The organism is Microbacterium sp. MYb64 (genome assembly GCF_002979495.1).
In the GTDB taxonomy this organism is placed as follows: domain Bacteria; phylum Actinomycetota; class Actinomycetes; order Actinomycetales; family Microbacteriaceae; genus Microbacterium; species Microbacterium azadirachtae_A.
The window spans coordinates 1-24,375 of record NZ_PCOW01000005.1 but is presented as its reverse complement, the minus strand read 5'-3'; the positions used below and the strand labels follow the sequence as shown (position 1 = coordinate 24,375).

At 69.7% G+C, this 24,375-nt stretch carries 24 protein-coding genes; 3 read left to right on the top strand and 21 right to left on the bottom strand.

Annotation, left to right across the window (positions count from 1 at the left end; all coding sequences use genetic code 11):
- Window positions 1–25 precede the first annotated feature (25 nt).
- The 15 genes from nusB to CQ044_RS06395 all read right to left on the bottom strand — a co-directional run bounded on the left by nusB (window position 26) and on the right by CQ044_RS06395 (window position 14,218).
- On the bottom strand, window positions 26–436 hold the full coding sequence (gene nusB, locus CQ044_RS06465; protein ID WP_045273065.1) for a transcription antitermination factor NusB: 411 nt from the start codon (window positions 434–436) through the stop codon (window positions 26–28).
- Between the two features lie 3 nt (window positions 437–439).
- Window positions 440–1,003, bottom strand: coding sequence for an elongation factor P (gene efp, locus CQ044_RS06460; protein WP_045273064.1), 564 nt, complete (start codon window positions 1,001–1,003; stop codon window positions 440–442).
- A gap of 106 nt (window positions 1,004–1,109) precedes the next feature.
- Window positions 1,110–1,568, bottom strand: a complete 459-nt coding sequence (gene aroQ, locus CQ044_RS06455; protein WP_045273063.1) for a type II 3-dehydroquinate dehydratase — start codon at window positions 1,566–1,568, stop codon at window positions 1,110–1,112.
- A gap of 12 nt (window positions 1,569–1,580) precedes the next feature.
- Window positions 1,581–2,102, bottom strand: coding sequence for a GNAT family N-acetyltransferase (locus CQ044_RS06450; RefSeq protein ID WP_105687715.1), 522 nt, complete (start codon window positions 2,100–2,102; stop codon window positions 1,581–1,583).
- Window positions 2,099–3,205 carry a 3-dehydroquinate synthase gene (gene aroB / locus CQ044_RS06445; RefSeq protein WP_105687714.1) on the bottom strand — a complete coding sequence of 369 codons (1,107 nt, stop codon included), beginning with the start codon at window positions 3,203–3,205 and terminating at the stop codon, window positions 2,099–2,101. Before aroB ends, CQ044_RS06450 begins: the two co-directional genes overlap by 4 nt.
- Complete coding sequence (locus CQ044_RS06440) at window positions 3,202–3,729, bottom strand: shikimate kinase (RefSeq protein ID WP_105687713.1); 528 nt, start codon at window positions 3,727–3,729, stop codon at window positions 3,202–3,204. The genes aroB and CQ044_RS06440 overlap by 4 nt, the downstream gene beginning before the upstream one ends.
- Window positions 3,716–4,945 carry a chorismate synthase gene (aroC, locus tag CQ044_RS06435; protein ID WP_045273059.1) on the bottom strand — a complete coding sequence of 410 codons (1,230 nt, stop codon included), beginning with the start codon at window positions 4,943–4,945 and terminating at the stop codon, window positions 3,716–3,718. Before aroC ends, CQ044_RS06440 begins: the two co-directional genes overlap by 14 nt.
- A 115-nt stretch (window positions 4,946–5,060) precedes the next feature.
- Window positions 5,061–5,897 (bottom strand): shikimate dehydrogenase, encoded by an 837-nt coding sequence (locus CQ044_RS06430; protein ID WP_105687712.1) that lies wholly within the window; start codon window positions 5,895–5,897, stop codon window positions 5,061–5,063.
- A gap of 1 nt (window position 5,898) precedes the next feature.
- Entirely contained in the window at window positions 5,899–7,254 is a 1,356-nt protein-coding gene (mltG, locus tag CQ044_RS06425; RefSeq protein WP_105687711.1) for an endolytic transglycosylase MltG, read from the bottom strand.
- 1 nt (window position 7,255) lies between these two features.
- Window positions 7,256–7,729 carry a Holliday junction resolvase RuvX gene (gene ruvX / locus CQ044_RS06420; protein WP_105687710.1) on the bottom strand — a complete coding sequence of 158 codons (474 nt, stop codon included), beginning with the start codon at window positions 7,727–7,729 and terminating at the stop codon, window positions 7,256–7,258.
- Window positions 7,726–10,386 carry an alanine--tRNA ligase gene (gene alaS, locus CQ044_RS06415; protein ID WP_105687709.1) on the bottom strand — a complete coding sequence of 887 codons (2,661 nt, stop codon included), beginning with the start codon at window positions 10,384–10,386 and terminating at the stop codon, window positions 7,726–7,728. The genes ruvX and alaS overlap by 4 nt, the downstream gene beginning before the upstream one ends.
- Before the next feature lie 66 nt (window positions 10,387–10,452).
- On the bottom strand, window positions 10,453–10,644 hold the full coding sequence (locus CQ044_RS06410; protein WP_045273054.1) for a hypothetical protein: 192 nt from the start codon (window positions 10,642–10,644) through the stop codon (window positions 10,453–10,455).
- A 140-nt stretch (window positions 10,645–10,784) separates the two neighbouring features.
- Window positions 10,785–11,414, bottom strand: coding sequence for a 30S ribosomal protein S4 (gene rpsD / locus CQ044_RS06405; RefSeq protein WP_052680324.1), 630 nt, complete (start codon window positions 11,412–11,414; stop codon window positions 10,785–10,787).
- Window positions 11,415–11,572: 158 nt separating this feature from the next.
- Window positions 11,573–12,874, bottom strand: a complete 1,302-nt coding sequence (locus tag CQ044_RS06400) for an acyltransferase (protein WP_105687708.1) — start codon at window positions 12,872–12,874, stop codon at window positions 11,573–11,575.
- A gap of 6 nt (window positions 12,875–12,880) precedes the next feature.
- Window positions 12,881–14,218 (bottom strand): replication-associated recombination protein A, encoded by a 1,338-nt coding sequence (locus CQ044_RS06395; RefSeq protein ID WP_105687856.1) that lies wholly within the window; start codon window positions 14,216–14,218, stop codon window positions 12,881–12,883.
- A gap of 120 nt (window positions 14,219–14,338) precedes the next feature.
- On the opposite strand from CQ044_RS06395, the gene CQ044_RS06390 reads away from it, so the two are divergent.
- The 3 genes from CQ044_RS06390 (at window position 14,339) to CQ044_RS06380 (ending at window position 16,979) form a co-directional block, all read left to right on the top strand.
- Window positions 14,339–14,638: a hypothetical protein gene (locus CQ044_RS06390; RefSeq protein ID WP_105687707.1), complete on the top strand. Its 300-nt coding sequence runs from the start codon at window positions 14,339–14,341 to the stop codon at window positions 14,636–14,638.
- An 87-nt stretch (window positions 14,639–14,725) separates the two neighbouring features.
- Window positions 14,726–16,324, top strand: coding sequence for a DUF349 domain-containing protein (locus CQ044_RS06385; protein ID WP_308736922.1), 1,599 nt, complete (start codon window positions 14,726–14,728; stop codon window positions 16,322–16,324).
- 91 nt (window positions 16,325–16,415) lie between these two features.
- Window positions 16,416–16,979, top strand: a complete 564-nt coding sequence (locus CQ044_RS06380; protein ID WP_105687706.1) for a type IV toxin-antitoxin system AbiEi family antitoxin — start codon at window positions 16,416–16,418, stop codon at window positions 16,977–16,979.
- Between the two features lie 14 nt (window positions 16,980–16,993).
- On the opposite strand, the gene CQ044_RS06375 is transcribed toward CQ044_RS06380, so the two are convergent.
- The 6 genes from CQ044_RS06375 to ruvA all read right to left on the bottom strand — a co-directional run bounded on the left by CQ044_RS06375 (window position 16,994) and on the right by ruvA (window position 24,273).
- Window positions 16,994–19,255 carry a bifunctional (p)ppGpp synthetase/guanosine-3',5'-bis(diphosphate) 3'-pyrophosphohydrolase gene (locus CQ044_RS06375; protein ID WP_045273052.1) on the bottom strand — a complete coding sequence of 754 codons (2,262 nt, stop codon included), beginning with the start codon at window positions 19,253–19,255 and terminating at the stop codon, window positions 16,994–16,996.
- 57 nt (window positions 19,256–19,312) lie between these two features.
- On the bottom strand, window positions 19,313–20,314 hold the full coding sequence (secF, locus tag CQ044_RS06370) for a protein translocase subunit SecF (RefSeq protein ID WP_105687705.1): 1,002 nt from the start codon (window positions 20,312–20,314) through the stop codon (window positions 19,313–19,315).
- Window positions 20,314–22,041 (bottom strand): protein translocase subunit SecD, encoded by a 1,728-nt coding sequence (secD, locus tag CQ044_RS06365; protein WP_105687704.1) that lies wholly within the window; start codon window positions 22,039–22,041, stop codon window positions 20,314–20,316. Before secD ends, secF begins: the two co-directional genes overlap by 1 nt.
- A gap of 68 nt (window positions 22,042–22,109) precedes the next feature.
- Window positions 22,110–22,559, bottom strand: a complete 450-nt coding sequence (gene yajC, locus CQ044_RS06360; protein ID WP_105687703.1) for a preprotein translocase subunit YajC — start codon at window positions 22,557–22,559, stop codon at window positions 22,110–22,112.
- A gap of 75 nt (window positions 22,560–22,634) precedes the next feature.
- Window positions 22,635–23,663 carry a Holliday junction branch migration DNA helicase RuvB gene (gene ruvB / locus CQ044_RS06355; protein WP_105687702.1) on the bottom strand — a complete coding sequence of 343 codons (1,029 nt, stop codon included), beginning with the start codon at window positions 23,661–23,663 and terminating at the stop codon, window positions 22,635–22,637.
- Entirely contained in the window at window positions 23,656–24,273 is a 618-nt protein-coding gene (gene ruvA, locus CQ044_RS06350; protein WP_105687701.1) for a Holliday junction branch migration protein RuvA, read from the bottom strand. The genes ruvB and ruvA overlap by 8 nt, the downstream gene beginning before the upstream one ends.
- Window positions 24,274–24,375 lie beyond the last annotated feature (102 nt).

Here is a 24,375-nt window from a genome sequence, read left to right as displayed (position 1 = left end):
AACGGGAGATCGTGGTGCGATCGGATCAGGCCGAGCGCGCGACTCGCGCGAGCACGCCGTGCACGAACGCGCCGGAGTCGTCGGTGGAGAACTCCTTCGCGAGCTCCACGGCCTCGTCGATCGCGACGGCCGTGGGCACCTCGTCGTTGCGGAGGATCTCCCACACGCCGATGCGCAGCAGCGCCCGGTCCACGGCCGGCATCCGGTCGAGCTTCCAGTCACGGCTGTGCGTGGTGATCTGCTCGTCGATCTCGTCGCGGTGATCGATGATCCCGTCGACGATCTCGCGCGCATACAGCCAGGAGGCTTCGCGGGCGGGCTCGGCGGAAGCGCGCTTGGCCTCGGCGGCGAGGGTCACCGCGAGGTCGTCACCGCGCACATCGGCGGAGAAGAGGATGTCGAGGGCGCGCTTGCGCGCCTTGGTCCGGGCGCCCACGCGTCAGTCGTTGATGCGGCCGAGGTAGCCGCCGGTGCGCGTGTCGACCTTGACCTTGGTGCCGGTCTCCAGGAACAGCGGGACCTGGATCTCGTATCCGGTCTCGAGCGTGGCGGGCTTGGTGCCGGCCGACGAGCGGTCGCCCTGCAGGCCGGGCTCGGTGTAGGTGACCTCGAGCACGACGGAGGCGGGCAGCTCGATGTAGAGCGGGTTGCCGTTGTTCAGCGCGATCTGGACCTGCTGGTTCTCCAGCATGAAGTTCTTCGCGTCGCCGACCGTGGCGGCGGCCACGTTGATCTGGTCGTAGTCCTCCTGGTCCATGAAGACGTAGTTGTCGCCATCGGTGTAGAGGTAGGTGAAGTCGCGGCGGTCGACGTTCTCGATGTCGATCTTGGCACCCGCGTTGTAGGTGCGGTCGACGACCTTGCCGCTGACGACGTTCTTGAGCTTCGTGCGGACGAAAGCGCCGCCCTTGCCGGGCTTGACGTGCTGGAACTCGATGACGTTCCAGAGCTGTCCGTCGATGGAGAGGACGACGCCGTTCTTGATGTCTGCGGTCGATGCCATGGGTCTGAGAAGTCCGTTCCTGAGGTTCGCGGCCGAGCGGCCGACGTTCAATCTTACGGGATGCCCGCCGATCGGCCTGTGAGAGCGACCGGAGCGGTGCCGCGGATCAGCCGTCCGCCTGGCCCTCGAGCAGCAGGATCAGGCGTCGCGTCGCGGTCGCGTACCCCTGCACGCCCTCCCCCACGACGTGCACCGCGGCGACGTCCGTGAGGTACGAATGGTGCCGGAACTCCTCGCGCGCATACACATCCGAGATGTGGATCTCGGCGAACGGCAGGGCGACGCCGGTGAGCGCGTCGCGCAGGGCGACCGAGGTGTGCGTGTAGGCGCCGGCGTTGATCACGATGCCGCCGCAGTCCTCGCGCGCGTCGTGGATCGCGTCGAGGAGCACGCCCTCATGGTTGCTCTGCACCGCGCGGATCTCGTAGCCGTACGCCCCGGCGGCCTCGGCGGTGATCCGCTCGACGTCGGCGAGCGTCGCGGATCCGTAGATCCCCGGTTCGCGCAGGCCGAGCAGGTTGAGGTTCGGCCCGTTGACGAGGAGCAGGCGGCGCGGAGTGGTCACGTGCTCACGGTATCAGCGCGCGTCGGGGACCACGGGGCGCACCATCACGTACTCCCGCCCGTTGGCGAGCTCCGTGATCTGCCCCGTGCGCGTGAAGCCGCAGCGCTCATAGGCCGCCTGCGCGCGGTGGTTGTCCACGTGCACCTCGAGCGTGAGCCCGTAGGCGCCCTGTTCGGCCGACCACGTCGCGCACTCGTCGAAGAGCGTCTCGATGGCTCCGGCACCGCGATGCCCCTCGGCCACGTAGACGCCGACGACGAGTGCGGTGGACTCCGGGCCCTCGAGCCCCGAAGGCAGCACCGTGGCGGATCCGAACCACTCGCCGTCGTCGGCGATCGCCACGAACTGCGCGTTGGGACCGCCCTCGGCCGCATTGGCGGTGCGGTGCTGCCAGAACGCGTCGGGCTGCGCCGAGGCGTTCTCGAAGGTGTCGAGGAACGCGAGCGCGGCCACCGGATCCTGCAGGGCGCGCAGGCGCAGATCGCGGACGTCGGCCCACTCCGTGGCCAGCACCCGGCGCACCTCGATGCTCACTCGCCGACCTCCTGGTACGCGGCGAAGAGCAGCGACTCGTCGGGGGCCTGCAGCACCGTGGGCTTGGCGATGCCGTCCAGCACGATGAAGCGCAGCATGCCGCCGCGGCTCTTCTTGTCGCGCTGCATCGTGGACAGCAGGGTCGGCCATGCGCCGGCGCGGTACGAGGTCGGAAGCCCCAGGGACTCCAGGATCGCGCGGTGCCGGTTGGCGTCGTCGTCCGAGAGGCGCCCTGCCAGCCGGGACAGCTCGGCCGCGAACAGCATGCCCACGGAGATCGCGGCGCCGTGACGCCAGCGGTAGCGCTCCGCGTGCTCGATGGCGTGGCCGAGCGTGTGGCCGTAGTTGAGGATCTCGCGCTGGCCGGCCTCGCGGAAGTCCTCCGAGACCACGCTGGCCTTCATGCCGATCGCGAGTTCGACCGCGCGCCGGAACTCCGGGGTGAGCGGATCCACGGCGCGAGCAGGATCCGCCTCGATGATGTCGAGGATCTCGGGCGCCCAGATGAATCCGGCCTTGACCACCTCGGCGAAGCCGGCGGTCGCCTCGTTCGGCGTCAGGCTGGACAGCTCGTCGAGGTCGCCGATCACGGCGCGCGGCGCCCAGAAGGCGCCGACGAGGTTCTTGCCCTCGTTCGTGTTGATGCCGGTCTTGCCGCCCACGGCGGCGTCGACCAGCCCGAGCACGGTGGTCGGCACCTGCACGATCTGCACGCCGCGCAGCCAGGTGGCGGCGACGAAGCCGGCGAGGTCGGTGACCGCCCCGCCGCCGTAGCCGACGACCGCATCGGTGCGGGTGAAGTCGGCCTGACCCATGATCTGCCACAGGAACTGCGCCACCTCGATGCGCTTGCCCTGCTCCGCATCCGGGATCTCGGCCAGCAGCACCTCGCGCGGACCGTTCGCGGTGTCGGCGACAATCCGGTCGCGAAGCTTCGCGGCGCGATCTGCGAGTGTCGGCGGGTGCACGACGAGCACCTTGCGGACGCTCGGCGCCAGAGCCGCGGAGACGCGATCGAGGATGTCCCGTCCCACCGTGATGTCGTACGGGGTGCTCCCCGTCACCGCGATCGTCGTGACCCCGTCGTTCTGCTCCGCGCTCATGCTCGTCCTCTCATCCATTCCACGACCTGCTCGGCGACCCGCGACATCGGCACCCGTGAGGTGTCGAAATGCGTGTCGGCGACTTCTTCGTACAGTGCTCGCCGTTCGGCGTAGATCCTGGACCAGCGCTGGACCGGATCCTCCTCGCCGTGCAGCAGGGGACGTCCCTCGCCAGCGATGCGCACCGCGACCGCCTCCGGCGACACGGTGAGCAGCACGACCGGCACGGTGCGCAGCAGGGCTCTGGTCTCCGGGGCGAGCACCGCTCCCCCGCCCAGCGAGATCACCCCGCCGGCCGCGACCGCTTCGGCGACCGCCTCGCGCTCCCATACCCGGAACTGGGCCTCGCCGTGCTCGGCGAAGATCGCCGGGATCGGTCCATGCCCCTGCACGATCGCCTTGTCGGTGTCGACGAAGCGGAGTCCCGTGGCCTTGGCGACTCTGCGGCCGATGCTGGTCTTGCCGGCTCCCATGGGACCCACGAGGACCAGCAGTTCCGGCGCCTGCGCCTCAGCCGAGCTCATCGTGCAGGATCAGCGCCGCCTCGGAGGCCGGCGTGGTGCGCAGCTCCTCCGGGATCGCGGCGAGGTACGCCTCGAGATTGCGCCGGGTCTCCGCGACGTTGTCGCCGCCGAACTTCTCCAGCACCGAGTTCGCGAGCTCGATCGCGACCATCGCCTCGGCGACGACGCCCGCCGCGGGCACCGCGCAGACGTCGGAGCGCTGGTGATGCGCGGTGGCCTGCTCGCCCGAGGTGATGTCGACCGTGCGCAGCGCGTGCGGGATGGTGGCGATCGGCTTCATGCCGGCGCGCACGCGCAGGACGGTTCCGGTGGACATCCCGCCCTCGGTGCCGCCCGCACGATCGGAGCCGCGGCTGATGCCGTCGTCCGTCGCGAAGAGCTCGTCGTGCGCGGCGGATCCGCGCCGGCGAGTGGTCTCGAATCCGTCGCCCACCTCGACGCCCTTGATCGCCTGGATGCCCATGAGCACATACGCGAGTCGCGCGTCCAGCCGGCGGTCCCAGTGCACGTGGGAGCCGAGCCCGGGCGGCAGGCCGTAGGCCAGCACCTCGACGATGCCGCCGAGGGTGTCACCGTCCTTGCGGGCGGCGTCCACCTCGTCGACCATGCGCGCGGAGGTGGCGGGGTCGAAGCAGCGCAGCGGATCCGCGTCCAGCGCATCGACGTCGTCGGGAGTCGGCAGATCGGATCCCTCCGGCACCTGCACCGGTCCGATGGACAGGGTGTGGCTGACCAGGCGGATGCCGAGCTCGCCCAGGAAGGCGCGGGCCACGGCGCCGAGCGCGACACGGGCGGCGGTCTCCCGGGCGCTCGCGCGCTCCAGGATCGGGCGGGCCTCGTCGAAGCCGTACTTCTGCATGCCGACGAGGTCGGCGTGACCGGGACGGGGGCGGGTCAGCGCCGCGCTGCGTCCACGGGACTTGTCGGTGAGCTCGACGGGATCCGCGCTCATCACCTCGACCCACTTGGGCCACTCGGTGTTGCCGATCCGCATCGCGATCGGGCTGCCGAGCGAGAAGCCGTGGCGCACGCCGCCGGAGATCGAGAGTTCGTCCTGCTCGAACTTCATCCGCGACCCGCGCCCATAGCCGAGCTTGCGGCGCTGCAGGTCGGACTGGATCGCCTCACGCGACAGCGGGACGCCCGCAGGCAGACCCTCCATGACGGCAATGAGTTCGGGGCCGTGCGATTCGCCGGCCGTGAGCACGCGGAGCATTTCTCTAGTCTCCCATGCGTTCAGAGCACGCCCGCCCGCATGACTTCCCGTACCGGAGGATTCCTCTCCTCTCCCATGCGTTCAGAGCACGCCCGCCCGCATGACTTCCGCGCGTTCAGCGCAAGGCCGCCCGCATGGCCTCGAGCACGCCTGCTTCGTCGGGCAGCTCCTGCTCGGGATCCCCGTGCAGGAAGATCCGGATCTGCCGGACCGCCTGGTGCAGGAGCATCTCGAGACCGCTCAAGACGGGGGCGTCGGTCCACGCACGGACGAGCGGGGTGGGCCAGGGGGCGTAGGCGGCGGAGAACAGCGCTCCGCCGCGGCTCGCGAGCGCGGTTATGACGGCATCCGGCAGCACCGCGGTGCCGGGAAGGGTCGAGATCGTCAGATCGACCGTCGCGGGGATCGCCTCCGAGGCGAGCTCCGCGGTGGTCGCCCGCAGTCCGATCCGCTCCGCGAATCCGGCCAGCTCGGCCGCCTGCTCGGCGCGACGCGCCCGGAGCTCGACCGTGTCGGCGCCGAGGCGCAGCAGGGACAACAGGGCCGACCGGGCCGTCGCTCCCCCGCCGAGCACGCGCGCCGAGCGCGCCGAGCCGAGGCCGCCCGCCAGAAGCGCGGACGTGAGCCCGCCGACGTCGGTGTTGAAGCCGCGGATCTCCTCGCCCAGAAGCAGCGTGTTCACCGCGCCCGTGAGCCTTGCGTCCTCATCGAGGAGGTCGGCGCGGGCATGCGCGCGCTCCTTCAGCGGCATCGTGAGCGAGAGCCCGCGCCAGGTGTCGTCGAGTCCGTCCAGCGCCGCGTCGAATCCGGCCTCGTCCACCCGGCGGCGGCCGTACTCCCAGTCCACTCCGAGCAGTCGGTAGGCGGCGCCGTGCAGGTCTGGCGAGCGGCTGTGGTCGATCGGATCGCCCCAGACCGCCAGGCGCGTCACGGCAGGACCGCCGACGGACATGTCAGCAGCCCGAGCTCGGATTGGCCTTGCACCAGTCCTGCCACTGCTTCACCGCGGCCTCGTGCTCGGCGTAGGTCGTCGAGAACACCGTCTCGCCCGTGTCGAGGTTGACGGTGACGAAGTACAGCCAGGGTCCGGCAGCCGGATGCATGGCAGCATCGATCGCCTTGTCCCCCGGATTCGCGATCGGCGTCTTCGGGAGCCCGTCGATCACGTAGGTGTTCCACGGGTTGTCGTCGGTCTGCGCCGCGTCCGAGGTGCTGGCCGACCCGCTGTGGAGTTCGCCGTAGCCGTACTGCGCCGTCGAGTCCATCTGCAGCTTCATGCCCTGATCGAGGCGATTCTGGATCACCCTGGACACCTTGTAGAAGTCGCCTTCCGCGCGTGCTTCGCGCTGGATGATCGATGCGATCGTGAGCACCCGCTGCTCATCCGCGGATGGCACTCCGGCGGCGCTCAGAGAGTCCCTCGTGCGCTGGACGAGGGTCGACACCACATCCTTCGCGGTCGCCCCGGGCTGGAACTCGTAGAGCGCCGGGAACAGCCATCCCTCGAGCGACGGCGCGTTCACGCCGTAGTCCGCCGGATTCTTCACCGCGGCCTGGAGATCCGCGAGGGGCACGTCCACGCTCTGCGCGATGCGCGAGATGGTCTCGGCGACCGAGAGGCCCTCCGGGAGCACCGCGGAGTTCTGCATCTTGTTCTTGGGATCTTCGAGCGCCTTGAGGGCGGCTGCGGCCGTCATCTTCAGCTGCAGCTTGTACACCCCGGGGTAGAACGTGGTGACGACGTTCTCCTTGACCAGCATGTCGTAGAAGACTCCAGAAGTCTTCGTCACGCCGGCGTCGTACATCGCCTGCGAGATCTGCTGCCCTCCGTCGCCCTTCTTGATCGTCACGAGCGCATTGCCCGTGGCCTGACCTGCCTCGAAGTCCTTGGACGGCCCCCAGCCCAAGACCTCGCTGATCTTGTCGCCATAGGTGTTCCACACCCACAGCCCGCCGGTGGCGACGCCTGCGATGAGCACGAACACGATGAGCAGCGCGACCAGGCAGCCGCGGCGCTTCTTCCGCTTCGGCGTCTTCGGCGGCTCGGTCTCGTGGTGGAACAGCGCCTCGAGCGTCGAGTGGACCGGGTCGTGGTGCTCCGCGGGGGCACCGTCACCCGACGGCGCCGCCGGAGTCGGAGTCGGAGTCGACGACGAGGCGGCCTCGCGGACGGCGCGACGAGAACCGGGGACGGCGGGCTGCTCGGCGGGGCGAGGAGGCTGCACCTGCGGATCCGGCAGCGCACCGAAGAGGTCGTGCGAGACGGGCTCGTTCTCCGGCGTGGCGGCCGACGGCGATCGGTCGGACATGTCAGATGTTCTCCTCATCGAGAATCAGGGGCGCACCGGCCGGGTTGCCGGTGTTCTTCTCGGTGTCGATCGCGTGCTGCAGCAGCACCACGGCAGCGGCCTGGTCCACGACACCGCGAGAATTGCGCTGGGTGCGTCCGGAGGCGCGGAGCGCCTGGTGCGCGGTGACCGTGCTCAGCCGCTCATCGATCAGGCGCACGGCGATGCCGCACGCCCGGCCGAGAGCCGCCGCGAACTCGCGGGCATCGACGGTCGATGCGGTGTCCTCGCCGCGCAGGTTGATCGGCAGGCCGACGACGAGTTCGAGCGGCGCGTACTCGGCCGCGAGCTCGGCGATCCGCGCGACGTCCGCATCACCGCGCGGCACCGTCTCCACCGGGACGGCGAGCAGGCCGTCCGGATCGCACCGTGCCACGCCGATCCTGGCGCGGCCCACATCGATGCCGAGCCGCACGCCCCGTCGGAACCCGGTCACGCGCGACGCAGCTCCTGCTCGATCGCGGAGAACGCCGCAGGCAGCGCCGCCGCATCGGATCCGCCGCCCTGCGCGACGTCGTCGCGACCGCCGCCGCCGCCGCCGAGCACGCCCGCGGCGATCTTCGCCAGAGCGCCGGCCTTCGCGCCCTGGGCGCGGGCGGAGTCGTTGGTCGCGATGACCACCATCGGCCGGCCATTCGCGACCCCGGAGATCGCCGCGACCGCGGCCGCGGAACCGAAGGTGTCGCGCACGCCGGTCGCGATCTCGCGCACCTCGTCCGCCCCGCCGACCTCGCCGAGGTCGTGCGCGACGAACTGCAGTGCGCCGAGGGACGTCGCGCTCTGCGCGATCGCGGGGACGCGCCCGGCCCGCTCCGCGGCCTCGAACTGGGCGATCCGCTTCTCGGCGGCCTTGAGCTGCGCCGCGAGGTCGGTCACGCGTTCGGTGAGCTGGTCGCGCGGCGTCTTGAGCGCGGAGGTGAGCTGGGACACGAGGGCGCGCTCGGCGGCGAACTCGCGGAAGGCGTCCGCACCGACGAGCGCCTCCACCCGACGGTTCGACGCGCCGACCGAGGATTCCCCGACCAGGTTGATGAGGCCGATCTCGGCGCTCGAGGCGACGTGCGTGCCGGCGCACAGCTCGCGCGACCAGGGGCCGCCGATGTCGACCATGCGCACGGTCGAGCCGTACTTCTCGCCGAACAGCGCCATGGCGCCCGCGGCCTTCGCATCGTCGAGCGACATGATCCGCGTGGTGACCTCCAGCCCGTCCTGCACGGCGCGGTTCGCGATCTCCTCGATCTCGGTCTTCGTGTCGCCGGACAGCGCCTGACCCCAGGAGAAGTCGAAGCGCAGGTATCCGGCGCGGTTCAGGGATCCGGCCTGGGTCGCGGTCTTGCCGAGCGTGTCGCGCAGGGCTGCATGCACGAGGTGCGTGGCGGAGTGCGCCTGGCGCGCGGCGCGGCGGTTGGCCGCGTCCACGGACGTCGTCGCCGGGGCGTCGATCGAGACCACGCCGCTGGTCACCTCGACCGTGTGGCTGATCAGGCCGGGAACAGGACGCTGCACGTCCAGCACCTCGAGCGCGTAACCGGGGCCGGTGATGACGCCCTTGTCCGCGACCTGCCCACCCGACTCGGCGTAGAGCGTGGTCTCGGCGAGGACGACCTCGGCCACCTGGCCCTCTGAGGCGCTGCGGACGGGCTGGCCGTCGACGAGGATCCCGAGGACGGTCGAGCTCGCCTCGAGCTCGTCGTAGCCGAGGAACGCGGTCTCGCCCTTCGCGCGCAGGTCGCCGTACACCGACACGTCGGCGATCTGACGCTTGCGGTTGCGCGCATCGGCCTTCGCACGGGAGCGCTGCTCCTGCATGAGGGAGTCGAACGCGGCGCGGTCGACGTTGAGCCCTGCCTCCTCGGCGATCTCGAGGGTGAGATCGATCGGGAAGCCGTAGGTGTCGTGCAGCAGGAACGCCTCGGAGCCCTTGAGCGTCTCCGAGCCCGACTTCTTCGTATCGGCGAGAGCCAGGTCGAGGATCGTGGATCCCGCGTCCAGCGTGCGGCGGAAGGTCTCCTCCTCCGCGTTCGCCGCGGCGGAGAGCTGCGCCCAGTCCTGCTCGAGGACCGGATAGGCGCTCTTCATCGCTTCCTTGGACGCGGAGAACAGCTCGGGGAACACCGGCTCGTCGACGCCGAGCAGACGCATCGACCGCACCGTGCGGCGCATGAGCCGGCGCAGGATGTAGCCGCGGCCCTCGTTCGACGGGCGCACGCCGTCGGAGAGCAGCATGAGCGAGGAGCGCACGTGGTCGGCGACGACGCGGAAGCGGACGTCGTCGGCGTGCTCGGCGCCGTACCGGAGCCCCGACAACTCGACCGCCCGGTCCAGCACGGGACGCACCTGATCCGTCTCGTACATGTTCTCGACGCCCTGCTTGAGGAACGCGACGCGCTCGAGGCCCATGCCGGTGTCGATGTTCTTCATGGGGAGCTCGCCCACGATGTCGAACTCGGTCTTGCCGCGGATGTTGTCGATGAAGTCCTGCATGAACACGAGGTTCCAGATCTCCAGGAACCGGTTGTCGTCGACCGCCGGTCCCCCGTCCTGGCCGTACGCGGGTCCGCGGTCGAAGAAGATCTCGCTGTCCGGGCCGCCGGGGCCGGGCTGTCCCGTGTTCCAGTAGTTGTCCGCACGACCCAGACGCTGGATGCGCTCCGGCTTCAGGCCGATCACGTCGCGCCAGATGGCCTCGGCCTCGTCGTCGGTCTCGAAGACCGTGACCCAGAGGTCCTTCTCGTCGAAGCCGAGTCCGCCGTCGCTCTCGGAACCCGTCAGCAGCTCCCAGGCGTAGCGGATCGCGCCTTCCTTGAAGTAGTCCCCGAACGACCAGTTGCCGAGCATCTGGAAGAAGGTGCCGTGCCGCGCCGTGCGGCCGACCTCTTCGATGTCGTTGGTGCGGATGCACTTCTGCAGGTCGGCGATGCGCGAATGCGGAGCGGGGACCACGCCCGTGAGATACGGGATCATCGGCACCATGCCGGCCACGGTGAACAGCAGCGAGGGGTCGTCGCTGACCAGCGACGCCGAGGGGACGATCAAGTGATCGTTCTTCTCGAAGTAGCTCAGGTAGCGCTGCGCGATCTCCGCGGTCTTCATGCTCGTCGAGGGGTCCTTGCTGTCAGGGCGCGCCGCAGCGCGGAATCGGGAGAGGGCGGATCCGCGTCAGTCCGCGGGTCCGTCCTGAGTGAGGCGGGCCTCCTGCGCGTGGAACGCGTCGGCGAGGATGCCGGTGAATTCGTTGATCCGGTCGTCGACGGCCGCAAGCACGTCATGTCCGCGCGGATCCTTGTTCAGGAAGTGTGCGGCGACGAAGCCGCCGATCACGCCGATGAGGAACCACAGCAGGGTCTTCATGTCACCACCTCCGGATCGGGTCGCACGTCACAACGCTCTCCATCGTATGCGCAAACGCGAAGGAGGCGCCGGGGATACCCCCGACGCCTCCTCGGCGTGTTCTCGGAGTTCGCTGAACTCCGAGAGCAGAGTCGCTGAACTCAGCGCGCGGCGTAGTACTCGACGACCAGCTGCACGTCACAGGTCACGGGGACCTCGGCGCGCTTCGGGCGACGGACCAGACGGGCCTCCAGCTTGTCGAGCTCGACCTCGAGGTAACCCGGAACCGGGGGCAGCACCTCGGCGTGACCGCCGGCGGCCGCCACCTGGAACGGCTCGAGGCCCTCGCTCTTGGGCTTGACGTGGATGAGCTGACCCGGCTTCACGCGGAAGGACGGGCGGTCGACGAGCTGGCCGTCGACGAGGATGTGACGGTGCACGACGAGCTGACGCGCCTGCGCGGTGGTACGCGCGAAACCGGCGCGGACCACGAGCGCGTCCAGACGCATCTCGAGCTGCTCGACGAGGTTCTCACCGGTCAGACCGTCCTTGCGACGGGCCTCGTTGAACTGGATGACCAGCTGCTTCTCGCGGATGCCGTACTGCTCGCGAAGACGCTGCTTCTCGCGCAGACGGACGGCGTAGTCGCTGTCCTGCTTGCGCTTGGTGCGGCCGTGCTCGCCCGGAGCGTAGGGACGCTTCTCGAGGTACTTGGCAGCCTTCGGGGTGAGGGGGATGCCGAGAGCACGGGACAGGCGGACCTTACGGCGGTCCTGGGACTTCGTAACCACGAAGTGTTCCTTTCGATACGCGGCCGTGTCGATCACGGCTCGCGGACGTATCGTCTCGATTCCGCCCCTCACGAGCGCACGCCGGGGCGGACGAGAGGGTGGTGCAGGAGTGGAGAGATGCCCGAAAACACGGTTTCGAGCCGATCCATGCTATCAGATCAGGCCTGGGCGCCTGTCTCGGTGCGATCGGAGTGCCTGGGCACCGCATCGAACGGAACACGTCGCGCCGGTCCGCCGATCGTGAGCCACGCGATCGCCGCCGCGAGCAGGACCACGGCCAGTGCGCTGCCGGGCGTGAGATACCCCTGGGTGAGCACCCAGCCGACGCTCAGCACGAGCGCCGCCGCGCACACGAGCGCCGCCCACAGGGGCATCCGCCGCGATCGCTCATCGGGCCAGAGCCGCTCCAGGCGCGGCACGATGAGGCACAGCACCGCGAGCACCGCGACGATGGCGAGCACCCAGGGGATCCGCGTGATCCACCACGTCGCGGTCAGCACGGGCGGGAAGGGCAGCCCGAGCGCGAGCTGCACCCCGACCACGACCGCCATCGCCACCGTGTGCCAGAGGTAGATGACCATCCCGAACATGCCGAGTGCTCCGATGGCCACGAGAACCGGGCGCTGTCGCATCGCCGCGCGGATCGCGGGCTGGAGCAGCGTGAACAGGTAGACCTGCGCGAGGCCGAGCAGGAGCAGCAGCACGGTCGGCGGGTTCAGGTTCGCGATCATGTCCGGGTCGTATCCCATGCCGAGCACGGCGACCGCCATGAGGGCGTACGCGGTCAGCGCGAGCAGGAGCAGCAGCCAGCGCGGACGGCGCGAGTACCACTGATCCCGCACCCCGAAGCCGAGCTGCTGGACGAACAGCCACACGAACAGCCAGTTCAGTGCGCCGACCGGCACATGCAGGTATCGGTCCACGAGGTCGACCGCCACCGCGAGACCGGCGAGCGTGAAGTAGGTCGCCCACGCGGCGCGCCGGTGCAGCGCCGCCATCAGCGGAACGAACGACGTGCAGATCGCGTAGACCGCGATGAACCAGAGAGGCTCTGCCAGCCGGAACGCGAAGGTGCGCAGGAACTCGGGATCCGCTCCGCACAGCGCGAGGATCCCCATCGCCGCCAGTACGCCGAGCATCGCGAACAGCACAGGGCGTGCGAGTCGCAGCATCCTGGCGCGGATGTACTCCGCGGCCGTTCCTCCGGCGCCGTGCACGCGCCGCCATGTGGTGATCCCCGCGAAACCTCCGGCGATGAAGAACGTGGGCATGATCATGCCCACCCAGGTGATCGCCGTCAGCGACTTCCATTCCGCGAGGGCGTTGAAGGCCCGCAGCGGGTCGCCGGCGATGCCCATCTGGAGCGCGTGCAGCAGCACCACGACGGGCAGGCAGATCGCACGGACGAAGTCGATCGAGAGGTCGCGGTCGGGCGGGATCCTCGGAACGGCTCGTGCCACGGTCGCCTACCCCTCCCCCAGGATCCTCCTGATGCGCTCCAGGCGCGCCTGCACCTCGCGCTCTCCGCCGAGGGCCTTGGGCTGATAGTAGCGGCGCCCCTGCAGCTCGTCGGGAAGGTACTGCTGCGGCACGATCCCCGCGTCGCTGTCATGCGGATAGCGGTAGCCCTTGCCGTGTCCGAGGCGCTTGGCCCCCGGGTAGTGCGCGTCGCGCAGATGCACGGGCACCCGCCCGAACCCTCCAGAACGGATGTCGGCGATCGCCGCATCGATCGCCAGATACGCGGCGTTGGACTTCGCGGTGGTCGCGAGGTAGACGGTCGCCTCCGCGAGCGGGATCCGCCCCTCCGGCATCCCGATGAAGGCGACCGCGTCGGCCGCCGCGACGGCGATCACGAGCGCCTGCGGATCGGCGAGGCCGATGTCCTCCGAGGCGGAGATCACGAGGCGCCGCGCGATGAAGCGAGGATCCTCCCCCGCCTCGATCATGCGGGCGAGGTAGTGCACGGCCGCGTCGACGTCGGAACCGCGGATCGACTTGATGAACGCGCTGATGACGTCGTAGTGCTCGTCGCCCTGGCGGTCGTACCGCAGGAGCGCACGGTCGACGGCCTGCGCGACGTCGTCGTCCGTGACGGTCGGCGTCTCGTCCTCGGTCAGGCGGTCCGGCGAGGCCGCGACGGCCGCTGCCGCCTCGAGGCCGGTGAGCGCCCGTCGCGCATCTCCCGAGGCGAGCCGGATCAGTGCGGCGCGGGCAGAGTCGTCCAGGGTGGCGCGGCCGTTGAGCCCCCGCGGATCCGCCACGGCCCTGTCGATCAGGACGCCGATGTCTTCGTCGGTGAGGGGTTTCAGGGTGAGCAGCAGGGACCGGGACAGCAGCGGGGAGATCACGGAGAACGACGGGTTCTCCGTGGTCGCGGCGATGAGGATGACCCAGCCGTTCTCGACCCCCGGCAGCAGTGCGTCCTGCTGCGCCTTGGTGAAGCGGTGGATCTCGTCGAGGAACAGGATCGTCGACTGGCCGTAGAGGTCGCGCTGGTTCAGCGCCTCCTGCATCACCTCGCGCACGTCCTTCACTCCGGCGGTGATGGCGGACAGCTCCACGAAGCGCCGTCCCGACGACCGGGCGATGGCCTGCGCGAGGGTGGTCTTGCCTGTCCCTGGTGGCCCCCAGAGGATCATCGAGACACTGGACGCGGTCTTCGCCGCCGGATCCGCGAGGCTCACGATCGGCGATCCGGGGCGCAGCAGATGCTGCTGTCCGGCGACCTCGTCGAGAGAGATCGGTCGCATCCGCACGGCGAGCGGCGTCTGGCCGCTCATCAGCGGAGCTGCAGGAGTCATGCGGTCAAGGCTAACGGCGTGCGCCGACAGTGCGACGCGCGGTGCGCCGTCGACCCCCGGATTGCGCGGAGGGCCGAGGCTCTCGCGATAGGCTCGGTCCTCGACATCCAGGGAGGATCCATGGCCGCTCACCGCCCGACGAACGCCCGCGACCAGCGCGCTCGTGTCCAGCAGGAGCGCGCCCGTCTGCACGCCGCGCGCCTGGATCTGCACGCCGGGAGCGTCCGACGCAGGGTGCGCGACAACACGATCGCCGTGGTCGCGGGAGCCGTCATCGTGATCGGCGCCGTCGTGAGCCAGGTCGTGCACGCGGAGGCCACCGCGCCCGCCCCGTCCCCCTCCCCGACGATCAGCCCGACGGACGTGCCGAGCCCCGCTCCCACACCTGCGCCGACGGCGACGGAGACCCCGGCCGGCTGAGCCGCGTCCCTCTCGCGCGCCGGTCCGGCGTACTAGGCTGGCCCTGTCCTTTCCGCCTCCCGCGGCACGCCGCGCAAGGAGTTCACCGTGTCCACCGAAGAGCACATCCCCGAAAACCCGATCGACGCCGCGCAGACCCCGCAGCCCGACACCGAGAACGCCACGACGCCTGTCGCCGACGCGTCCGAGGTCGTCGAGACGGAGGCCTCCGAGTCCGCCGTCGCCGAGGTCGCCGTCCCTGCCGAGCAGCCCGACGCTCCCGGTGAGGAAGCAGAGGCGCCCACCGAGGTCGCCGCACCCGAGCAGGCCCCGGTCGCCGAGGAGCAGCCGCCCGTCCCCGCGCCCGCGCCGCGTCCGTCGGCGATGCCCCGGCCGCCGGCCATGCCGCGCCCGCCGGCATCGGCGATCCGCCCCGCCGCGCCTGCCGCTCCCGTCGCCCCCTCCGCGGTGAGCACGAGCGATGCCGCCGAATGGGGACGCGTCACCGAGGACGGAACCGTGTCGGTGCGCGAGGGCGAGGAGTGGCGTGAGGTCGGGCAGTACCCCGACGGAACCCCTGCTGAGGCTCTCGCCTACTTCGTGCGCAAGTTCGAGGACATCGCCTTCAAGGTGAACACGCTCGAGCAGCGCGTGCAGGCCGGCGGCTCCGGTGCCACGGATCTCGCCAAGCAGGCTCAGCACCTCGTCGTGGAGGTCACCGACGCCGCGGCGGTCGGCGATCTCGCGAACCTGCGTGCCCGCCTCGACGCGCTGACCGGCTCCCTCGCCGACGCCTCCGCCGCGGAAGCGGTCGAGGCCAAGGCCGCCGTCGACGCCGCGATCGCCGAGCGCACCGCCCTGGTGGAGCGCTCCGAGGCCATCGCCGCGCAGGACCTCTCCTCCGTGCAGTGGAAGAAGGTCACCGAGGAGATGGGCGCGCTGTTCGACGCGTGGCAGAACCACCAGCAGAACGGTCCCCGCCTGCCCAAGGGCGCGGCGAACCAGCTCTGGAAGCGGTTCCGCGACGCGCGCGCCACGGTGGATCGCCAGCGACGCGCGTTCTACGCAGAGCTCGACGAGACGCACAAGGCCGCCCGCGACCGCAAGTCGCGTCTGGTCGAGCGTGCGGAGGCGCTCGCGCCCAAGGGCGTGGACGGGATCCCCGCCTACCGCGGTCTGCTCGATGAGTGGAAGGCCGCAGGCCGCGCAGGGCGCAAGGCCGATGACGCGTTGTGGGCCCGGTTCAAGGCCGCGGGCGACGCCCTCTACTCGGCGCGCGCCGAGCAGGCGGCGGCGACCGAGGCGGAGTCCGCTCCTCGCATCGAAGAGCGCACCGCGCTGCTCGAGCAGGCGAAGGCCGTCGCCGACGAGGCGAACCTCACCAAGGCCCGTGCGCTCCTGACCCGCATCCAGCGCCAGTGGGACGAGGTCGGACGGATCTTCCCGCGCGAGAAGGAGCGCGCGCTGGACGACCGTCTGCGCGTCATCGAGCAGGAGCTCAAGTCTCGCGAGGACGTCGACTGGAAGCGCAACAACCCCGAGACGAAGGCACGCGCCGGCGCGATGAGCGAGCAGCTCCAGCAGGCCATCGCCAAGCTCGAGGCCGAGCGCGACGCGGCCGAGAAGTCCGGCAACGCCAAGGCCCTCAAGGAGGCGACCGAGGCTCTCGAGGCCCGTCGCGCCTGGCTGAACGCGCTCGACGGCTGAGCAGTCATCGCACGCCGAGCATCGGCGGAGTTGTCCACAGGGCGGGGGTCTTCGGATCCCCGCCCTGCGGCGTCTGCCCCACACTGAAGGCATGCGCAGCGCGTTCCTCCACATCCCCGGCGACCGGCTCTCCCTGGCCGAGCTCACGGCGGCGCGCCTGGACGGCGATGTGGTCGGACTCGGCGAGGCCTTCGCTCCCGCCGATCTCGTCGAGACCGCTGTCCTGCGCGCCTCCTCGCTGACCTCTCTCGTCGCGGGGATGCGCGACGCGGCGTTCGCCGGCATGAGCGCAGCCTGGATACACGGCGCCGGCGACGCGGCGCCGGAGACGCACGAGCTGCAGAGCGCCTCCGGCCGCCGGCTGCGCGCTCCCGCGACGCGTCGGATCATCGTGCACGACCCCGCCCTGGACTGTGCGGACGTGCAGCACTTCGGCGGCGTCGCCGTGACGACTCCCGAGCGCACCGTGATCGATCTGCTGCGCTGGCCCGCGACGCTGCCGGAACGGCACCGCTGGGCGCTCCTGCTGGTGCAGGCGGATCCGGCTCTCATCGAGCGCGCGGCCACTCGCCTGGCGGCCATGCGCCATGGGCCCGGCTACCACCGCATCGCGAGTTTCCTCGCCGCCCACGGGGCTGGTCCGTCGTCCTCCTGAGCGACGACGGACGCTCAGGAGGACGTGACGCGGTAGACGTCGTAAACGGCGTCGATCCTGCGCACGGCGTTCAGCACGCGGTCGAGGTGCACCGTATCGCCCATCTCGAAGACGAACCGGCTCAGCGCCAGACGATCGTTGGTGGTCTGCACGGTCGCCGACAGGATGTTCACGTGGTGCTCGCTGAGCACCCGCGTGACGTCGGACAGCAAACCGGAACGATCCAGCGCCTCGACCTGGATCTGCACCAGGAAGATGCTGCGCGTGGTCGGCGCCCACTCGACGTCGACCATGCGATCCTTCTCTACCGCCAGCGCCTTGACGTTCACGCAGTCCGAGCGGTGCACGGACACGCCGCTCCCCCGCGTCACGAACCCGACGATTTCGTCACCCGGAACGGGCGTGCAGCACTTCGCGAGTTTGACGAGGATGTCCGAGGCTCCGCGCACCAGCACACCCGAGTCGCCCTCGCGCGGGGCCCGGCTGCGCCCGTGGGCGGGCAGGTCGATCGCGCCGGTCGAGGTGTCCTCGGTCGTGGAGATCAGCGCGGTGACCTTCTCCAGCACGGACTGCGTGGACACATGTCCCTCGCCGACCGCGGCGTACAGCGCCGAGACGTCCTCATAGCGCAACTGCTGCGCGACCTCGGCGAAGGAGTCCTGGTTCATCAGGCGCTGCAGCGGCAGGTTCTGCCGGCGCATGGCGCGCGCGATGGCCTCCTTGCCCTGCTCGATCGCCTCCTCGCGGCGCTCCTTCGTGAACCAGCCGCGGATCTTGTTGCGCGCACGGGTGCTCTTCACGAAGGTCAGCCAGTCCTGGCTGGGGCCTGCGTCGGGGTTCTTCGAGGTGAACACCTCGACGACGTCGCCGCTGTTCAGCGCGGTCTCCAGCGGCACGAGGCGGCCGTTGACCTTGGCGCCCATCGTGCGGTGGCCGATCTCGGTGTGCACGGCGTACGCGAAGTCGACCGGCGTCGCTCCGGACGGGAGCCCGATGACCCGGCCCTTGGGCGTGAAGACGTAGACCTCCTTCGCGCCGATCTCGAAGCGCAAGGAGTCCAGGAATTCGCTGGGGTCGGCGGTCTCCGCCTGCCAGTCGGAGATGTGCGCGAGCCAGGTCATGTCGGCGTCGGCCGTGGAGCCCTTGCCGCCGCCGTTCATCCGCTCCTTGTACATCCAGTGCGCCGCGACGCCGAACTCGGCCTGCTGGTGCATCTCGTGCGTGCGGATCTGGATCTCGACGGTGCGGCCGCCGGGGCCGATCACGGTGGTGTGCAGCGACTGGTAGAGGTTGAACTTCGGGGTGGCGATGTAGTCCTTGAACCGGCCGGGCAGCGGCGTCCAGCGCGCGTGGATGGCGCCGAGCACCGCGTAGCAGTCGCGCACCGTGCCGACCAGCACGCGGATCCCGATCAGGTCGTAGATGTCGTCGAACTCGCGTCCGCGCACGACCATCTTCTGATAGACGGAGTACAGCTGCTTCGGTCGGCCCGCGACCTTGCCGCGCACGCGCAGATCGCGCAGGTCGCTCTCGACCGCGTCCACCACCTCGCGGATGTACTTCTCCCGCTGCGGGGTGCGCTGCTTGATGAGGCTGTCGATCTCGGCGTAGATCTTCGGGTGCAGCACCGCGAAGGACAGATCCTCGAGCTCGGACTTGATCGCCTGGATTCCGAGCCGATGCGCGAGCGGCGCATAGATCTCGAGCGTCTCGGTGGCCTTCTTCGCCGCCTTCTCCGGCGGGACGAAGCCCCAGGTGCGGGCATTGTGCAGGCGGTCGGCGAGCTTGATGATCAGCACCCGGATGTCCTTCGACATCGCGACGATCATCTTGCGGACGGTCTCGGCCTGGGCGCTGTCGCCGTACTTGACCTTGTCGAGCTTCGTGACGCCGTCCACGAGCATCGCGACCTCGTCGCCGAACGTCGCGGTCAGATCGGTCAGCGCGTAGCCGGTGTCCTCGACCGTGTCGTGCAGCAGCGCGGCCGCGATCGCACGCGGCCCCAGCCCGAGATCGGCGAGGATCTGCGCCACCGCGAGCGGGTGCGTGATGTACGGTTCGCCGCTCTGGCGCTTCTGCCCCTCATGCTTCTCCGCCGCGACCGCATAAGCGCGCTCGATGATCGCGAGGTCGCCGCGCGGATGGTTCTGCCGAACCGTGCGGATGAGGTTGTCGAGGTCGTTGATCCGAGGCGCGCGCGAGAAGATCCGGGGCACGAGCCTGCGCAGACTCGACCCCTGCGCCGGTGCCCCAGGCGTCGTCCCGACCTCGCTCATCCGACCTCCAGGCAGATCATCCTACAAGCGCCCGGAACGGCAGGACGCATCGGCCGGTCAGACCTCCACCGCGCTGACCGTGGCGCGCTCCCGGGCGGCGAGCACGCGCTTGTCGTGCTCGCGGATCCCCGACTCGTTCTCACGGAACAGGGAGTACAGCGGGGCGGCGACGAACAGCGTCGAGTACGCGGCGACGATGATGCCCACGAAGATCGACAGCGAGATGTCGGTCAGCGTCTGCGCTCCGAGCCAGAAGGCGCCGATGAACAGGATCGCGCCGACCGGCAGCGCCGCGATGACCGCGGTGTTGATCGACCGGATCAGGGTCTGGTTGACCGCGAGGTTCACCGCTTCGCCGAAGGTCCGGGAAGACTTGGTGCCCTCCTCGCTCGTGTTCTCACGGATCTTGTCGAACACGACAGTGGTGTCGTAGAGCGAGTACGCGAGGATCGTCAGGAAGCCGATGACAGCCGCCGGAGAGATCTCGAAGCCCGCCAGGGCGTACACGCCGACCGTGATCACGAGCACGTCCAGGAGGCCGAGGATCGAGGCCGCCGACATCTTCCAGGTGCGGAAGTAGATCGCGAGGATGAGGAACGTCAGCGCGAGGAAGATCGCGAGACCCCACAGCGACTGGCGGGTCACGCCCTCGCCCCAGCTCGGGCCGATGAACGACGTGTTCACCTTGTCGTCGGCGACGCCGTAGGCCTTGGCGAGGGCGGCGGCCACGTCGTGGCTCTGCTGCTCGTTCTTGAGCTGGGCCGTCTGCACGCGGATGTCGCGGTTGTTGACCGTGGTCACCTTGGTGGTGACGTTGGGCAGCACCGAGCGCACCGCGGTCGTCGCGATGTCCTGATTGCGGTTCGAGGGCGCCTCGACCGTGAACTGCGAGCCGCCGGTGAACTCGATCGAGAACTGCACAGGACGGAACAGCGGCACGAGGGCCGATCCGACGACGAGCAGGATCGCGATGATGAACCAGACCCGCCGCTTCCCGACGAACGGGAAGGAGGTCTTGCCGGAGTAGAGGTCGTTGCCGAGCTCGTTCATGGAGCGCATCAGTCGTTCTCCCCGTTCCGGCTCGCGCCCTGGTCCGCGGAGGTGAGGGACTCCGCGCGCTTTCGTTCGGCGATGGTCTGGCGTCGCTCGGCCTCACCGCGGGAGCGGCCGGCACGCGCCGCCTTGCCCTGGGAGGCCGGGGCCACCGCGCGGTACTCGGTGCGTCCGCGGTACACGGCGCCGAGCGCCTCGGGGTCCATGCCCGACAGCGGATGACCGTTGCCGAAGAAGCGGGTGCGAGCGAGGATCTGCATCACCGGGTGCGTGAACACCACGAAGATCAGCACGTCGATGAGCGTGGTCAGACCCAGCGTGAACGCGAAGCCCTTCACGGTCGCGTCGGCGAGGATGTACAGCACCACGGCGGCGAGGATGTTGATCGACTTGGAGATGTAGATCGTGCGCTTGGCACGGCTCCAGCCGTCCTCCACCGCGCCGGTGATGGACTTGCCGTCGCGCAGCTCGTCCCTTATTCGTTCGAAGTAGACGATGAACGAGTCGGCCGTGAATCCGATCGACACGATCAGACCGGCGACACCCGCGAGGGACAGGCGGAAGCCCATCCGCCAGCCGAGGATGCAGATCAGCACGTAGGTGATGACGGCCATCACGCCGATCGACGCGATGATCACGAAGCCGAGCGCACGGTAGCTGAGCAGCGAGTAGATGGCGACGAGTCCGAGGCCGATGAGACCGGCGATGAGGCCGATCTGCAACTGCTGAGATCCGAGCGTCGCCGAGATGGTGTCAGAGCTCTGCACCGTGAAACTCAGCGGCAATGCACCGAACTTGAGCTGGTCGGCGAGGCTCTTGGCCGTCTCCTGCGTGAACGAGCCGCTGATGGAGGGACGACCGTCGAGGATGACGCCGTTCATGGTCGGCGCGGAGATGACGGAGCCGTCCAGCACGAACGCGAACTGGTTGCGCGGCGTCTGGCCCTGCTGCGTGAACGCGTAGAGGCGCTGGCTGACCTTGCCGAACGAATCGGTGCCCTTGCTGTCGAAGGTCAGGTTGACCTCCCACTGCCCGTTCTGCTGGTTCAGGCCCGCCGTGGCGTCCTTGATCGACGTGCCGTCCAGCTCCACCGGGCCGAGCAGGTACTTGGCCTGATCGCTGCTGTCGCAGGCGATGAGCGGCTGATCCGCCGGCAGCTTGGCCGCATCGCGCTTGGTCTTGCAGTCGTATGCGAGGAACTGGGCCTGCAGCTTCGGAGTGGCCCACGACATGTCGCTGCCGTCGGTCGGCGACGGCGACGGCGTGGACGCGAGGTCCGGAGCCGGCGTCGGATACGGCGTCGACTTGCCGTCGTCGCCCACGAATGATGTCGACGGCGCCGTGGCCGCCAGCACCGCGCGAAGCTCCATCTTGGCGCTCGCCTGGATCCGGTTGCGCGTGGCCTCGTCCGCCTTGCCGGCGATCTGGACGACGATGTTGCGGCCGCCCTCGGTGGTGATGTCGGACTCCCCGACACCCGACGCGTCCACGCGCTGACGGATGATCTGCGCCGCCTGGGTGAGCTGGTCGGCGTTCGGATCCTTGCCGTCAGCGGTCTGCGCGCTGAGGATGATCTGCGTGCCGCCCTGCAGGTCCAGGGCCAGCTGAGGGGTCCAGGAGCTCTTGCCGAAGCCGTACACGCCGAGCGCGTTCAGGCCGAACAGCACGCCGATGGCGATGAGCAGGCCGAGCAGGACCCGCCAGGCGTGCTTGACGGGAGAAGACGATGCCACGAAGGTTCTTCGCTTTCTGAGGGGGACGGTCTGTCCGGAGGGAAGTCCTGCGCCGAGCGCGGACCGCGTCAGTTCTTGTCGTCGGCCTCGCGCTCCAGGCGCGCGCGGGTCTCCTCGGCCGACTCGATGCGGATGTCCTTGGCGCGCTCGTCGAGCGGCGTCTGCTCATCCAGCGGGGTCTGCTCGTCGAGGGGCGTGTGCGTCTCGTCGACGACGGGTGCGTCCTGCTCCTCGTCGACGATGCGCAGGATCGCCTGCGAGTGCACCTCGATGACCACGCCGGGCGCCACCTCGACGCGGGCGGGACGGTCCAGGTTCTCGGCGTCGAACTCGACGATCGTGCCGTAGATGCCGCCCTGCAGCAGCACCTTGGCGCCGGGGATGGTCTGCGTGGCCTTCTTCTCCTGCTCCTCCTTCATGCGCTTGTTGCGCCGACGGGTGGAGAACACCATGAAGACCAGCAGGATGGCCAGGACGAAGAACAGACCGTACTGCGAGAAGAAGGTCGCGAGATTCATGCGAAGAGGTGCCTTTCGGGGCGCGCGCCGGCGGTGGGTGCGCAGAAGGGTGGGGACAGTGAAAGTCTCCAGCGATTATAGGTCATCGAACAACGCGGCACCCTCGGGGTGCGCGACGCCGAGGTGCGCATACGCCTCCGGCATCGCCACGCGCCCGCGGGGCGTGCGGCCGAGGAAGCCGATCCGCACGAGGTACGGCTCCACCACGCTCTCGATCGTGTCCGCCTCCTCGCCCACCGAGACCGCGAGGGTGCTGAGGCCCACGGGGCCGCCACGGAAGCGGCGGACGATCGCGTCCAGCACCGCACGGTCCAGGCGATCCAGGCCGATCCGGTCGACGTCGTAGAGCTCCAGGGCGGCCTTCACGTCCTCGACGGAGGCCGAGGATCCTCCGCCGTGCACGAGCGCGTAGTCGCGCACGCGCCGCAGCAGGCGGTTGGCGATGCGAGGGGTGCCGCGTGAGCGCCGACCGATCTCCGCCCGTGCCACCGCGGGCACGCCGACGCCGAGCACGATGGCGGAGCGCTCGACGACCCGCTCGAGCTCGTCCGCCTCGTAGTACTCCAGGTGCGCGGTGAAGCCGAAGCGGTCGCGCAGCGGGTTCGGCAGCAGTCCGGAGCGCGTGGTCGCGCCCACCAGAGTGAACGGGGCGAGCTCGAGCGGGATGCTCGTCGCCCCTGCTCCCTTGCCCACCATGATGTCGATGCGGAAGTCCTCCATCGCGAGGTACAGCATCTCCTCCGCGGAGCGCGCCATCCGGTGGATCTCGTCGATGAACAGCACCTCCCCCGGGGTCAGGCTCGACAACAGCGCGGCGAGGTCGCCGGCGTGCTGGATGGCGGGACCGCTCGACATGCGCAGCGGCCGCCCGCTCTCGTGCGCCACGATCATCGCCAGCGTCGTCTTGCCGAGTCCCGGAGGGCCCGACAGCAGGATGTGGTCGGCGGGCCGGTCCTGGATCCTCGCCGCCTCGAGCAGCAGCTTCATCTGGCCGCGCACCTTGTGCTGACCGACGAACTCGCTCAGGCTCGTCGGACGCAGCGCTCCCTCGATCGCCAGCTCGACCTCGTCGACGGCCTCGCCGGAGTCGTGGAACTCAACCACGAGCGGCTCCGCCCTGAGCCGGTCCGAGGGTCGCGAGCGTGCGGCGCAGCAGGAGCGCGACGGATCCGCGTTCGGTCTCGCTCGCCTCGGTGGTGCTCCGCTCTGCGGCCTCGGCGGCGATGCGCTCGGACCAGCCGAGGCCGATGAGGGCCGCGATCAGCTGCGTGCCGATCTCGTCGGGGATCGATGCAGAGGAGGGCGTCGCGACCGGAGCCTGCAGCTTGCCCGTGAGCTGCACAACGATGAGCTTGGCCGTCTTCGGCCCGATCCCGGACACGCGGCGGAACGGGGCATCGTCGTCTGCGGCGACGGCGGTGGCGATCTGGTCGACCGAGAGGTGCGAGAGCACGCCCAGGGCGGACTTCGGCCCCACTCCGGTGACGGAGATCAGATGCCCGAACACCTCGAGCTCGGAGGCATCCGCGAAACCGTAGAGCGACAGCGCGTCCTCGCGCACGATCAGCGACGTGTGCAGGCGCAGCTCGTGCCCGACCCGGGCGGTGTGCGCGACGTCACCGGGCACGGCGACGGAGAAACCGACTCCTCCGACCTCGATGATGACGGAATCCGTGGTCGCGGACAGCACGGTGCCACGCAGGGAGGAGATCATGAAAGCAGTCTACGCACCTGCTCGTATGTATGTTCGAGCGACACGCTCCGCGTCGGCCCACGCCTTCTGCGCCGGAGTCTGCGCATCGCCGCCGAGGCCGCA

Bases quoted from the DNA above. Each gene is read 5' to 3' on its own strand.
- efp (WP_045273064.1), bottom strand. From the start codon at position 1,003: ATGGCATCGACCGCAGACATCAAGAACGGCGTCGTCCTCTCCATCGAC.
- aroB (WP_105687714.1), bottom strand. From the start codon at position 3,205: ATGAGCGCGGAGCAGAACGACGGGGTCACGACGATCGCGGTGACGGGG.
- CQ044_RS06440 (WP_105687713.1), bottom strand. From the start codon at position 3,729: ATGAGCTCGGCTGAGGCGCAGGCGCCGGAACTGCTGGTCCTCGTGGGT.
- aroC (WP_045273059.1), bottom strand. From the start codon at position 4,945: ATGCTCCGCGTGCTCACGGCCGGCGAATCGCACGGCCCCGAACTCATT.
- CQ044_RS06430 (WP_105687712.1), bottom strand. From the start codon at position 5,897: ATGTCCGTCGGCGGTCCTGCCGTGACGCGCCTGGCGGTCTGGGGCGAT.
- mltG (WP_105687711.1), bottom strand. From the start codon at position 7,254: ATGTCCGACCGATCGCCGTCGGCCGCCACGCCGGAGAACGAGCCCGTC.
- alaS (WP_105687709.1), bottom strand. From the start codon at position 10,386: ATGAAGACCGCGGAGATCGCGCAGCGCTACCTGAGCTACTTCGAGAAG.
- CQ044_RS06410 (WP_045273054.1), bottom strand. From the start codon at position 10,644: ATGAAGACCCTGCTGTGGTTCCTCATCGGCGTGATCGGCGGCTTCGTC.
- CQ044_RS06395 (WP_105687856.1), bottom strand. From the start codon at position 14,218: ATGACTCCTGCAGCTCCGCTGATGAGCGGCCAGACGCCGCTCGCCGTG.
- CQ044_RS06390 (WP_105687707.1), top strand. From the start codon at position 14,339: ATGGCCGCTCACCGCCCGACGAACGCCCGCGACCAGCGCGCTCGTGTC.
- CQ044_RS06380 (WP_105687706.1), top strand. From the start codon at position 16,416: ATGCGCAGCGCGTTCCTCCACATCCCCGGCGACCGGCTCTCCCTGGCC.
- CQ044_RS06375 (WP_045273052.1), bottom strand. From the start codon at position 19,255: ATGAGCGAGGTCGGGACGACGCCTGGGGCACCGGCGCAGGGGTCGAGT.
- secF (WP_105687705.1), bottom strand. From the start codon at position 20,314: ATGCGCTCCATGAACGAGCTCGGCAACGACCTCTACTCCGGCAAGACC.
- yajC (WP_105687703.1), bottom strand. From the start codon at position 22,559: ATGAATCTCGCGACCTTCTTCTCGCAGTACGGTCTGTTCTTCGTCCTG.
- ruvA (WP_105687701.1), bottom strand. From the start codon at position 24,273: ATGATCTCCTCCCTGCGTGGCACCGTGCTGTCCGCGACCACGGATTCC.